At 69.4% G+C, this 11,734-nt stretch carries 11 protein-coding genes; 4 read left to right on the top strand and 7 right to left on the bottom strand.

All coding sequences use genetic code 11. The annotated features are described in order from the left end of the window. Positions 1 to 281, bottom strand: a 281-nt coding sequence (locus A8G18_RS12285; RefSeq protein ID WP_245207869.1) for a PD-(D/E)XK nuclease family protein, incomplete at its 3' end; no start/stop codon positions are given. Here A8G18_RS12285 and A8G18_RS12280 point away from each other — a divergent pair. Together A8G18_RS12280 and A8G18_RS12275 are read left to right on the top strand one after the other, a co-directional pair. Continuing rightward, positions 276 to 989, top strand: a complete 714-nt coding sequence (locus tag A8G18_RS12280) for a RecB family exonuclease (RefSeq protein WP_064064105.1) — start codon at positions 276 to 278, stop codon at positions 987 to 989. The two genes, A8G18_RS12285 and A8G18_RS12280, sit on opposite strands and share 6 nt — an antisense overlap. Next, a complete protein-coding gene (locus tag A8G18_RS12275) occupies positions 986 to 1,825 on the top strand; it encodes a thioesterase family protein (RefSeq protein WP_064064104.1) in 840 nt (279 codons plus the stop codon). The genes A8G18_RS12280 and A8G18_RS12275 overlap by 4 nt, the downstream gene beginning before the upstream one ends. A gap of 37 nt (positions 1,826 to 1,862) precedes the next feature. On the opposite strand, the gene hisG is transcribed toward A8G18_RS12275, so the two are convergent. The 6 genes from hisG to metH form a co-directional block, all read right to left on the bottom strand. Further along, a complete protein-coding gene (gene hisG, locus A8G18_RS12270; protein ID WP_016934618.1) occupies positions 1,863 to 2,726 on the bottom strand; it encodes an ATP phosphoribosyltransferase in 864 nt (287 codons plus the stop codon). A 90-nt stretch (positions 2,727 to 2,816) separates the two neighbouring features. Next, complete coding sequence (locus tag A8G18_RS12265) at positions 2,817 to 3,098, bottom strand: phosphoribosyl-ATP diphosphatase (RefSeq protein WP_172506045.1); 282 nt, start codon at positions 3,096 to 3,098, stop codon at positions 2,817 to 2,819. Positions 3,099 to 3,137: 39 nt separating this feature from the next. Next, a complete protein-coding gene (locus A8G18_RS12260) occupies positions 3,138 to 4,025 on the bottom strand; it encodes a pseudouridine synthase (RefSeq protein WP_064064103.1) in 888 nt (295 codons plus the stop codon). 4 nt (positions 4,026 to 4,029) lie between these two features. After that, a complete protein-coding gene (gene trhO / locus A8G18_RS12255; RefSeq protein WP_064064102.1) occupies positions 4,030 to 4,890 on the bottom strand; it encodes an oxygen-dependent tRNA uridine(34) hydroxylase TrhO in 861 nt (286 codons plus the stop codon). A gap of 1 nt (position 4,891) precedes the next feature. Beyond that, complete coding sequence (locus A8G18_RS12250) at positions 4,892 to 5,599, bottom strand: HAD family hydrolase (RefSeq protein ID WP_064064101.1); 708 nt, start codon at positions 5,597 to 5,599, stop codon at positions 4,892 to 4,894. Then, entirely contained in the window at positions 5,592 to 9,161 is a 3,570-nt protein-coding gene (gene metH, locus A8G18_RS12245; protein ID WP_064064100.1) for a methionine synthase, read from the bottom strand. The genes A8G18_RS12250 and metH overlap by 8 nt, the downstream gene beginning before the upstream one ends. 51 nt (positions 9,162 to 9,212) lie before the next feature. Here metH and A8G18_RS12240 point away from each other — a divergent pair, with 51 nt between their 5' ends. Together A8G18_RS12240 and A8G18_RS12235 are read left to right on the top strand one after the other, a co-directional pair. After that, positions 9,213 to 10,112: a PAC2 family protein gene (locus A8G18_RS12240; protein ID WP_064064099.1), complete on the top strand. Its 900-nt coding sequence runs from the start codon at positions 9,213 to 9,215 to the stop codon at positions 10,110 to 10,112. After that, positions 10,109 to 11,254, top strand: a complete 1,146-nt coding sequence (locus A8G18_RS12235; protein WP_064064098.1) for an MFS transporter — start codon at positions 10,109 to 10,111, stop codon at positions 11,252 to 11,254. Before A8G18_RS12240 ends, A8G18_RS12235 begins: the two co-directional genes overlap by 4 nt. Positions 11,255 to 11,734 lie beyond the last annotated feature (480 nt).

Here is an 11,734-nt window from a genome sequence, read left to right as displayed (position 1 = left end):
TGGGGGTGGCGCGCGGGGATCCGGGGCGGGGCGTCGGGCGGCCGGGTCTGGGGGGCGGTGGCGGTGCGGGCCGGTCCGTCGAGCGCGAACAGTGCTTCGAGAGCGGCGTGCACGACGGTGCCGCGCGCCTGGGCGCGGGTCGGGGGTGCGGTGAGCCGGTCGACGGCCTTGAAGCGGTAGAGCAGCGGGCAGCGGGTGAAGTCGGCGGCGCGGGAGGGGGACAGGGCGACCGGCTCACCGCACCCCCGACCCGCGCCCAGGCGCGCGGCACCGTCGTGCACGCCGCTCTCGAAGCACTGTTCGCGCTCGACGGACCGGCCCGCACCGCCACCGCCGCGCAGACCCTGCTGCCCGACGCCCTGGCCCGGATCCTCGCCGCCACCCCCGATCTGGGCGTGGACACCGACGACACGGGGTTCCTCGCCGAGGCCGCCGCGCTGCTGAGCACCTACTTCACCGTCGAAGACCCCACCGCCGTCGTCGCCGACGGCTGCGAACTGCGGGTGGAGACCACCCTCGACGGCGACGTCCCGCTGCGCGGCATCATCGACCGCCTCGATGTCGATGCCACCGGCGCGGTGCATGTCGTCGACTACAAGACCGGCCGTGCCCCGTCCCCGCGCGGCGAGCGGGCGGCGCTGTTCCAGCTGAAGTTCTACGCGCTGATCGTGTGGCGGCAACGCGGCATCGTCCCGGCCTCGCTGCGGCTGCTGTATCTCGGCGACGGTCAGGTGCTGCACTACCGGCCCGACCCCGACGAACTGCGCCGCTTCGAACGGATCGTGCGGGCGATGTGGACGACGATCCGTCAGTTGCGCGGCAGCGGCGACTTCCGCCCCAATCCCGGCCCCGGCTGCCGGTGGTGCGATCATCGGGCATTGTGTCCGGCATTCGGCGGTCCCCCACCGCCGTATCCCCTCGACAGCCTTGCGGCGCAGTCGACGTCGGGTGCGCCCCACCGCATCGAGCAGCAGGAGAATCCCGAATGAGCGACGCCGCCTACTACGTGCCGGTCCCCCGGCCGGCCGGCCCCACCGGCCCGGCCGACGACATCGAGATCGCGGTGTTCCGCCCCACCGACCGCACCGTCAGCACCTGGGGCCCGCACCTGCAGCACGGCGCCCCGCCCTCGGCGCTGCTCGCCCGCGCCATCGAACGGCACCGGCCCCGCCCCGACACCCGCCTGACCCGCCTGACCGTCGACCTGCTCGGCCCCGTCCCGCTCACCGACCTCGAGGTCCGCACCCGCATCGAACGGCCCGGCCGCCGCATCGAACTCGTCGTCGCCGAATTGTGGGCCACCGCCCCCGACGGCACCCACCGCCCGGTGGCGCGCGGCACCGGCTGGCGCCTCGAAACCGTCGACCTGCCGGCCGTGGCCCGCACCTCCGAGACCCCGCTCCCGGCCCTGGGCAGCTTCGAACCCCACGCCCCGCACGCGTCGTGGCAGGGCGGCTACATCGACACCGTCGACTGGCGCATCATCGTCCCCTTCGGCACACCGGGCCTGTCGTCGGCGTGGGTGCGCGGCGAGATCGCCCTCGTCGAAGGCGAAACCCCCAGCGGCCTCGACCGACTGATGAGCGTCGCCGATGTCGCCAACGGCGTCGGCTCCAAACTCGACCCCCGCGAGTTCACCTTCCTCAACACCGACCTGACCGTGCACCTGTTCCGCGCCCCCGAGTTCCGCGAACAGGACTGGGTGGGGATCGCCGCGGAGACGTCCGTCGGACCCGACGGGGTCGGCATGACCGCCGGGCTGCTCTACGACCAGACCGGCGCGCTCGGCCGCATCACCCAGAACGTGCAGGTGCGGCCCCGCTGATCGCGGAGCCGCACCGAGACGACGGGAAGGTGCGCGTCTACTCGGGGGCGCGCATCGCCCGGCACGAGCGGATGTTCGACGCGAGGATCGCGCGGGCACCGATCTCGGCGAGCCGATCCATCACCGCGTTGTGGCCCTTGCGCGGCACCATCGCCCGCACCGCCACCGAATTGTCGTTCGCCAACGGCGAGATCGTCGGCGACTCGAGTCCCGGGGTCACCTGCACCGCCTGCTCGAGCAGGTGCTTGGGGCAGTCGTAATCGATCATCACGTACTGCTGCGCGAAGACCACACCCTCGAGCCGGGCGATCAGCTGGTTGCGGGCCCGATCCGAACGATCCGACCCCTCCCGCTCGATCAGCACACCCTCCGAATCGCACAGCGACTCCCCGAAGGCGACCAGATCGTGCTGCCGCAACGTCCGGCCCGAGCCCACCACATCGGCGATCGCGTCGGCGACGCCGAGCTGGATGGAGATCTCCACCGCCCCGTCGAGCCGGATCACCTCGGCCTCGATACCGCGGGCGGCGAGATCACGACGCACCAGATTCGCGTACGAGGTGGCGATGCGCAGCCCCCGCAGATCCTCGACCGTCCAGTCCCGGCCCTTCGGCGCGGCATACCGGAAACGCGACGACCCGAAACCCAGCGACAGGCGTTCGGCGACCGGCGCCCCCGAATCCATCGCCAGATCACGGCCGGTGATCCCCAGATCCAGCTCGCCGGAACCGACGTAGATCGCGATGTCCTTCGGGCGCAGGAAGAAGAATTCGACGTCGTTGACCGGGTCGATGACCGTCAGATCACGCGAGTCGGTGCGGCGACGGTAGCCGGCCTCCTGCAGGATCTCGGCGGCGGACTCGGACAGCGAACCTTTGTTGGGGACTGCGACGCGCAGCATGACGGATGGGGTCCTTTCGAACGACGAGCAGAAGCGAGGAAGGGATCTACAGGGCACGGACGGCGGCACCGCACAGCGGGCCGGCGGCCGTCACAGATGCTTGTAGACGTCCTCGGGCTTCAGACCCCGCCCCACCATCAGCACCTGCACCCAATACAACAGCTGCGAAATTTCCTCGGACAGTTCCTCGTCGGACTGGTACTCGGCGGCGATCCACACCTCACCGGCCTCTTCGAGTACCTTCTTGCCCTGGAAATGCACGCCGGCGTCCAGGGCGGCGACGGTGCCGGAGCCCTCGGGGCGGGTCGCGGCGCGTTCGGACAGCTCGGCGAACAGGGAATCGAAGGTCTTCACAGGGGTCGATTGTTTCATGCCCCGCCGCCGGCCCCGCAGCCAGGACACCGACACCCCTCAGAACTCGAGCTCCCGCCCGCTGACGAACCGCCGCGCCACCCCGCTGACCGGATCGGTGAACTCGAGCGACCGCGCCAGCAACCGCAGAGGATCGGTGAAATCGTCCGCCCCACGCGGCCGGAACCGCGGATAGAAGTTGTCCCCGACGATCGGCACCCCCAGGGACATCAGATGCAGCCGCAACTGATGGGTGCGGCCGGTGCGCGGACACAACCGATAGCGGGCCAGCTCCCCGCGCCGCTCGACCACCTCGATGCGGGTCTCCGAATTCGGCTCGTCGGCGAACTGCTCGGCCGTCAACTCCCCGTGCCGCTTGACGATCCGGGTGCGCACCACCCGCGGGAACGACAGGTCGGGCCGGTATCCGGCGACCGCCTCGTACACCTTGCGCACCCGCTGCCGCTCGAACAGCTCCTGATAGGGCCGCCGCCACCCCGGATCCGTGGTGCACAACAGCACACCCGCGGTCATCCGGTCGAGCCGGTGCACCGGCACCAGATGCGGCAACTCCAGCTCGCGCCGCAACCGCACCACCACCGATTCACGGATGTGCGCCCCACGCGGAATCGTCGCCAGAAAATGCGGCTTGTCGACCACGACCAGCCCGTCCTCGCGGTGCAGCACATGCACCGGGAACGGCACCGGTACCTCCGGCGCCGGATCGCGATAGAAGTACACGAACCGCGTCGGCCGATAGGGGGTGTGCGGCTCGACGCGGCGCCCGTGCTCGTCGACCAACTCCCCCGCCGCCATGCGCGCCGCCCAGTCCTCGTCGGGATGGTCGGCCTCGAGGAACTCCACGACCGTGTCGGCGCCGTGATCGGCGGGCATCCGGATACGGTCCGGGCCGAGCCCGTCGCGTACCGGCAACGGCGCGGCGCGCATCCGGTTACACCTCCACCGGGTCCGGCACACAGCCCTCGCACACCAGAGTCAACTCCCGGCCGCGAACATCCGGATGGTTGCGATACCGCGAGGTGGGCGTGCCGCACAGCGCGCAGCGCCCGATCACCGTCGTCTCGTCGCTGAACTCGACGTTCATCCGCCCGTCGAAGACGTACAGCGAACCCTCCCACAGGCCCTCGTCGCCGAAGGTCTCGCCGTACCGCACGATGCCACCGTCGAGCTGGTAGACCTCCTCGAAACCACGGTTGCGCATCAACGCCGACAGCACCTCACAGCGCACCCCACCGGTGCAGTAGGTCACCACCGGGCGGCCCTTGAGATGGTCGTAGCGGCCGCTGTCGAGCTCGGCGACGAAATCGCGGGTCGTGGCCACCTCCGGCACGATCGCATCCCGGAACCGGCCGATCTGCGCCTCGAACCGATTACGGCCGTCGAAGAACACCACCTCGTCGCCGCGCTCGGCGACCAGCTCGTGCACACCGTGCGGCGACAGATGGGTGCCGCCGTCGACGATGCCGTGCTCGTCGACCTTCACCTCGTCGGGCACCCCGAAAGTGACGATCTCCGGACGTACCTTCACCGACAGCCGCGGAAAATCGTCGCCGGTGCCGTCGGACCACTTGACGTCGGTGTCCTCGAACGCCGCGTAGCCGCGCAACCCACGCACGTACTTCTTCACGTCGGCGATGTCGCCGCCGACGGTGCCGTTGATGCCGTGCTCGGAGATCAGGATCCGCCCGGTCAACCCCAGCGACGACGCCAAGGTGTGCTGCCACAACCGGATCGCCTCCGGATCGGGCAGCGGGGTGAACTTGTAGAACAGCACGATCTTCGGGACCGCCACCTCAGGGCACCCCCGCACCGTGCAGCTCGTGCAGATCCTCGGCGCTCAACCCCTCCAGCGTCGATCGGAATACCCGCCGCCCCGAGCCGGGCACATCCACCAGCGACGGCACCACCAGCACCGTGCACCCGGCCGCATCCGCCGCGGCCGCCCCGGTCGGGGAATCCTCCACCGCCAGGCACTGCGCCGGATCCAGACCGAGCAGCTCCGCCGCCCGCCGGTAGGGCGCCGGATCGGGCTTGCCGGCCGGCACCTCGTCGCCGCACACCGAATGGTCGAAATGCTCACGGCCCAGGGTGTCCAGCGCCACCTCGCACAACGCCCGCTCGGTGTTGGTCACCAGCACCGACCGCAGGCCCGCCTCGCGCACCGTACGCAACGCTGCCTGCGCCCCGGGCCGCCACGGCAACCCGTCGGCGAACAACCGGCCCATATAGTCGGTCAGCCACACCGCGGCGGCGGCCGCCTCGTCCGGAGTCGGCTCGAGACCCAGACCGGTGAAAGTGCGCAGCACCGCCAGATCCATCGGCCCACCGATCGTGGAGATGCGGGTCTCCTCACTCATCGGCCCACCGAGATACAACGACAACTCGCGCATCCCGATGTCCCACAAGCGTTCCGATTCGAGCAGGGTGCCGTCCATATCCCACAGCACCGCCCGCAGCACACCGGCCCGCACCGCGAGCGGCGCCTCCACCCGATCAGACATTGAAGTACTTCGCCTCCGGGTGGTGCAGCACGAACGCATCCGTCGACTGCTCGGGATGCAACTGCAGCTCCTCCGACAACTCCACCCCGATCCGCTCGGGTTCGAGCAACTCGACCAGCTTGATCCGATCCTCGAGATTCGGGCACGCCCCGTACCCGAACGCGAACCGGGCGCCGCGGTAGGCAAGCTTGAAATACTCCGCGACCTCCTCCGGATCCTCGTCCGCAGCCGTGCCACCCCCGGCGAACGCCAACTCCTGCCGCACCCGCCGATGCCAGTACTCGGCCAACGCCTCGGTCAACTGCACACCGATGCCGTGCACCTCGAGATAATCCCGGTACGAATTCGACGCGAACAACTCGTTCGCGAAATCCGCAATCGGCTGCCCCATCGTCACCAGCTGGAACGGCCACACATCCACCTGACCCGACGCGACCGCATCCTCCCGCGACCGCACGAAGTCGGCGATGCACAGGAACCGCGAACGCTGCTGCCGCGGGAAGGTGAACCGGTAGCGCTCGGGCGCATCCGGGCGCGCCTCGGTCAGCACCACCACGTCGTCACCCTCCGACACCGCCGGGAAGTAGCCGTAGACCACCGCGGCGTGCTGCAGGATGCCCTCGGTCGCCAACCGATCCAACCAGTACCGCAACCGCGGCCGGCCCTCGGTCTCCACCAGCTCTTCGTAGCTCGGGCCCTCGCCGCCCCGCTGACCACGCAGCCCCCACTGCCCGAGGAACAACGCCCGCTCGTCGACCAGCGCCGCATAGTCGGCCAGCGGAATGCCCTTGATCACCCGGGTACCCCAGAACGGCGGCGTGGGCACCGGCAGATCCTTCGCGACATCGCTGCGCTCGGGGATCTCCGCCGGCGTCTCGGCGGCCTTGCGCTTCTCCGCGATCCGCTTGCTGCGCTCGTGCCGTTCCTTGCGCTCGGCGGCCTTGCGGGCCGCCTCGATCGCCTCCGGACTGTCCGGCGCCGGCGCCTCACCGCGCTTCTCCGCCATCACCCGATCCATCAGCGACAGACCCTCGAACGCGTCGCGTGCGTACGACACCTTGCCCTCGTAGACCTCCGCCAGATCATTCTCGACATAACTGCGGGTCAGCGCCGCACCACCGAGCAACACCGGGAACTGCTCCGCGACCCCACGAGAGTTGAGCTCCTCGAGGTTCTCCTTCATCACCACCGTGGACTTCACCAGCAGCCCCGACATGCCGATCACATCGGCACGCTTGTCGACCGCCGCATCCAGGATCGTCGCGATCGGCTGCTTGATGCCGAGGTTGACCACCTCGTAGCCGTTGTTCGACAGGATGATGTCGACGAGATTCTTGCCGATGTCGTGCACATCGCCCTTCACGGTCGCCAGCACGATCCGGCCCTTGCCCTCGTCGCCCGTCGACTCCATGTGCGGCTCCAGGAACGCCACCGCAGTCTTCATCACCTCGGCGGACTGCAACACGAACGGCAACTGCATCTGCCCGGACCCGAACAGATCACCGACCGTCTTCATGCCCGACAACAACGTGTCGTTGATGATCGCCAACGGCGGGGTGGTCTTCATCGCCTCCGCCAGATCGTCCTCGAGACCGTTGCGCTCACCGTCGACGATGCGCCGCTCCAGCCGCTCGAACAGCGGCAGCGCCGCCAGCTCCTGCGCCCGCGACTCGCGTGCCGACGCCGCCGACACCCCCTCGAACAGCTCCATCAGCTTCTGCAGCGGGTCGTAACCCTCACGGCGCCGGTCGTACACCAGATCCAGCGCAACCTGCCGCTGCTCCTCCGGGATCCGCGCCATCGGCAGGATCTTCGACGCGTGCACGATCGCCGTGTCCAGCCCGGCCTCGGTGCACTCGTGCAGAAACACCGAATTCAGCACCTGCCGCGCCGCCGGATTCAGACCGAACGACACATTCGAGATGCCCAGAGTGAAGTGCACCTCCGGATGCGCCTCGTGGAGGCGGCGGATCGCCTCGATCGTCTCGATCGCGTCGCGCCGCACCTCCTCCTGACCCGTCGAGATCGGGAAGGTCAACGCGTCGACGATGATGTCCTGCGGCGACAGACCCCACGTGCCGGTCAGGTCCGCGATCAACCGCTCGGCGATGCGCACCTTGTGCTCGGCGGTCCGGGCCTGGCCTTCCTCGTCGATCGTCAACGCGACCACCGCCGCGCCGTGCTCGACGACGTGCTCCATGATCCGCTGGAACCGCGAACCCGGACCGTCACCGTCCTCGTAGTTCACCGAGTTCACCGCGCAGCGACCACCGAGATGCTCGAGACCGGCCCGGATCACCTCCGGCTCCGTCGAGTCGATCATGATCGGCAGCGTCGACGACGTCGCGAACCGCGACGCCAGCTCCGCCATGTCCGCAGCCCCGTCGCGCCCGACGTAGTCGACGTTCAGATCCAGCATGTGCGCACCGTCGCGGATCTGATCCTTCGCGATATCCAGGCACTTCTGCCAATCCGCGGCAAGCATCGCCTCACGGAACGCCTTCGACCCGTTCGTGTTGGTGCGCTCACCGATCATCAGGATCGACGCATCCTGCTCGAACGGCACCGAGGTGTACAGCGACGCCACACCCGGCTCCGGCTGCGGGGCGCGCGGCGCCGGCTGCACCCCGCGCACCGCCTCGGCGACCTGCCGGATGTGCTCGGGAGTGGTGCCGCAGCAACCGCCGACGAAGGTCAGACCGTACTCGCGGACGAACCCGGCCAAGGCCTCGGCGAGCTCCCCCGGCTGCAGCGGGTACTCGGCGCCGTTCGCACCCAGCACCGGCAGACCGGCATTCGGCATCACCGACACCGGGATCGTCGCGTGCTGCGAGAGGTACCGCAGGTGCTCGGTCATCTCCGCCGGACCGGTCGCGCAGTTCAAGCCGATCAGGTCGATACCGAGGGGTTCGAGAGCGGTCAGCGCGGCGCCGATCTCGGAGCCGAGCAACATCGTGCCGGTCGTCTCCACCGTCACGTGCACGACGATCGGGATCCGCCGGCCCGCCCGCTCCATCGCGCGCTTGCTGCCGATGATCGCGGCCTTCGCCTGCAGCAGGTCCTGGCAGGTCTCCACCAGGATCGCATCGGCACCGCCGTCGAGCATGCCCAGCGCCGCCTCACCGTAGGCGTCGCGCAGCGCCGCGAACGGCGCATGACCGAGGGTGGGCAGCTTCGTACCCGGGCCCATCGACCCGATCACCATGCGGGCCATGCCGTCGGCGCCGGGACCCATCTCGTCGGCGACCTCACGCGCGAGGCGCGTACCACGTTCGGACAGGTCACGGATCCGGTCGGCGATGTCGTAGTCGGCGAGATTGGGCAGGTTGCAGCCGAAGGTGTTCGTCGAGACGACGTCGGCGCCGGCCTCGAAGTACGCCCGGTGGATCCCACGGATCACATCGGGACGAGATTCGTTGAGGATCTCGTTGCACCCCTCCAAACCGCGGAAGTCGTCGAGCGACAGATCCGCGGCCTGCAACATGGTGCCCATCGCCCCGTCTCCGATGACAACGCGCTGGCTCAGCGCATCGAGCAGGACAGAATGAAGTGGGGTGGACATGCCCCACAGACTAGTGGGCGCCCGGAACGGGCCGGGTCGTAGGCTGGACGAGTGAGTGCACCCGAGTATCCCGAGACCCCGGACCAGGACGTCCCCGTCCTGCGCGATCCGGTGCTCGTCGCCGCCTTCGAGGGGTGGAACGACGCCGGCGACGCGGCCAGCGGCGCCGTCGAGCACCTCGAGCTGATCTGGGACGCCGAGCCCTTCGCCGAGCTGGACTCCGAGGAGTACTACGACTACCAGGTCAACCGGCCACAGGTACGCCTCGTCGACGGCGTCACCCGCGAGATCGACTGGCCGACCACCCGACTGTCGCTGTGTTCCCCACCCGGCAGCGACCGCGACGTCGTTCTCCTGCACGGCATCGAACCGAGCATGCGCTGGCGCAGCTTCTGCGACGCCATCATCGAACTCGTCGACGAATTCGAGGTCCACACGGTCGTGTTGCTCGGCGCGCTGCTCGCCGACACCCCGCACACCCGCCCGGTCCCGGTCACCGGCACCGCCTACAGCTCCGAGGCCGCCGAACGCTTCAAGCTGCAGACCTCCCGCTACGAAGGGCCCACCGGCATCACCGGGGTACTGCAGGACGCCTTCGTGCGCGCGGGCATCCCCGCAGTGTCGTTCTGGGCGGCGGTCCCCCACTACGTGTCCAACCCGCCCAACCCCAAGGCCGCCGTCGCGCTGCTACGCCGGGTCGAGGACGTCCTCGACCTCGAGGTGCCCCTCGGCGAACTCCCGCTCCTCGCCGAGGAATGGGAACAGACCGTCACCGACATGATCGACGACGACGAGGAGATCGCCGAATACGTGCGCACCCTCGAGGAGCGCGGCGACGCCGAGGCAGAGGAGGACATCTCCGAGGTCATCGCCAAGATCGACGGCGACGCCCTCGCCGCCGAGTTCGAACGCTATCTGCGGCGACGGGGTCCCGGCGGCTTCAACAGGTGAGCGGTCCGCGCGAACCGCTGCAGCGCACGGCGCTGTACGCGGGTGGATTCCTCGGTCCGTTCGGCGGCAGCGTCGTCGTGTCGATGCTCCCCGAGATCGGCGCCGACACGGGCGTGTCCACCGGTACCGCCGCGACGACGGTCACCGCCTATCTCGGCGTGTTCGCCGCCGCGATGCTGTTCTCCGGCACCCTCGGCGCACGCTGGGGTCGGGTCCGCACCGTCCGCACCGCCTACCTCGTGTACGCCGTGGTCTCGATCGCCGCAGCTCTGGCACCGACCTTCTCGCTACTGATCGGCACCCGCATGCTGCAGGGCGCTGCCAACGCGTTCACGACGCCGCTGTTGCTCGCGGCACTGGCCGTCATCACCCCCAAGGACAGGCTCGGGCGCGCACTCGGGTTGTTCGGGGCCATGCAGGCCGCCGGCCAGACCGTCGCTCCCCTGATCGGTGGGCTCGCCGCCGAGGTGAGCTGGCGGTGGGCGTTCGTCGTGCTCGCCGGTGCCGCGCTGCTCCTGGCGCTCGCCGGGCTGCCCGCTTCGGTGCGCGACGACCCCTCCGGTCCCGACCGGGTCCGCCTACGCGACGCCGTGACTCCGCGCGTCCTGCGCATCGGCCTCGTCGCACTCCTCGGCTGGGGCGCTCTCGGTGGGCTCGGGTTCCTCCTCGCCTTCCGCGTCGAGGACGAGTTCGGGTTGTCCCCGTCCGGACGCGGCGTGGTACTCACCGTGTTCGGTCTCGCCGGAATCATCAGCTCCCGGCCGGTCGGGATGCTCATCGACCGTGTCGGGGCCCGCGCGATCGTGCTCGTCGGTGCGGTGAGCGGCGCCGCACTGGTCGCTGTCGTCGGTACCGTCCCGTGGCTCGTCGTGCTCGGTGTCGCGTGGTTCCTGGCGGGCATCGCCTCGCAGTTCATCCTCGTGGGGGTCAATGCCGCGGTGCTCGGCGGGCCCGGTGGCAATCGTGGTGGTGCGGTGTCGGTAGTACAGGCCTTCCGTTTCGGCGGGGCGGCCTTCTCCCCTCTTCTGTTGACCCCGGTGTACGGCGCCGACCCGGTGCTCGCCTTCCTGCTGCCCGCCGCACTGCTCGGCGGGCTCGTACCCCTCCTCATGACGCGGCGACCGGACGCACCGGGCCGTTGACCCCTGCCCGCTTCGGTGCGGGTGATTTGTTCGGAGGTGAGTTCGTGATGGTGGCGATTGTTGCGACAGGGAGAGATATTCTGTTTTTCTATGACTTCCGTATTGTTCAGAATATTTTTATGGGTTTCTCGCACCCATCGCCTTGCCTCGTCGGGCCACCCGTGTGCCCGACTCGTCGGTGTAGCCGAGACGGTGCGCCTCCCTTTCCCCCGGTCCGGCTTCAGCAGCTCCCCCGCTATCGGGCCGAAGGTCTCGGCCACGATCGCCCGCTACGAAGTCTCCTCCTCCCCCCGTCGTCACCGGAGGGTGCGCACCCTCGAACCCGGCTCCGCGGCCACCTGATGCCGGGTGAGATCCTCGGCCGGGCGGCGCAACAACACTTCACGCGCCCGGGCGGGCATGAAGCGCTGAACACCGACGAGACCGCGCGAGCGGCGGCCTGCCGCCGGCGCACCGAGACGCCCACCCTGCCGGCGACAG

It is taken from the genome of Rhodococcus gordoniae, assembly GCF_001646655.1.
In the GTDB taxonomy this organism is placed as follows: domain Bacteria; phylum Actinomycetota; class Actinomycetes; order Mycobacteriales; family Mycobacteriaceae; genus Rhodococcus; species Rhodococcus gordoniae.
The sequence above is the reverse complement of the archived record's forward strand: the minus strand, read 5'-3'. Positions and strand labels throughout refer to the sequence as shown.

Bases quoted from the DNA above. Each gene is read 5' to 3' on its own strand.
- hisG (WP_016934618.1), bottom strand. From the start codon at position 2,726: ATGCTGCGCGTCGCAGTCCCCAACAAAGGTTCGCTGTCCGAGTCCGCC.
- A8G18_RS12260 (WP_064064103.1), bottom strand. From the start codon at position 4,025: ATGCGCGCCGCGCCGTTGCCGGTACGCGACGGGCTCGGCCCGGACCGT.
- A8G18_RS12250 (WP_064064101.1), bottom strand. From the start codon at position 5,599: ATGTCTGATCGGGTGGAGGCGCCGCTCGCGGTGCGGGCCGGTGTGCTG.
- A8G18_RS12275 (WP_064064104.1), top strand. From the start codon at position 986: ATGAGCGACGCCGCCTACTACGTGCCGGTCCCCCGGCCGGCCGGCCCC.
- A8G18_RS12265 (WP_172506045.1), bottom strand. From the start codon at position 3,098: ATGAAACAATCGACCCCTGTGAAGACCTTCGATTCCCTGTTCGCCGAG.
- metH (WP_064064100.1), bottom strand. From the start codon at position 9,161: ATGTCCACCCCACTTCATTCTGTCCTGCTCGATGCGCTGAGCCAGCGC.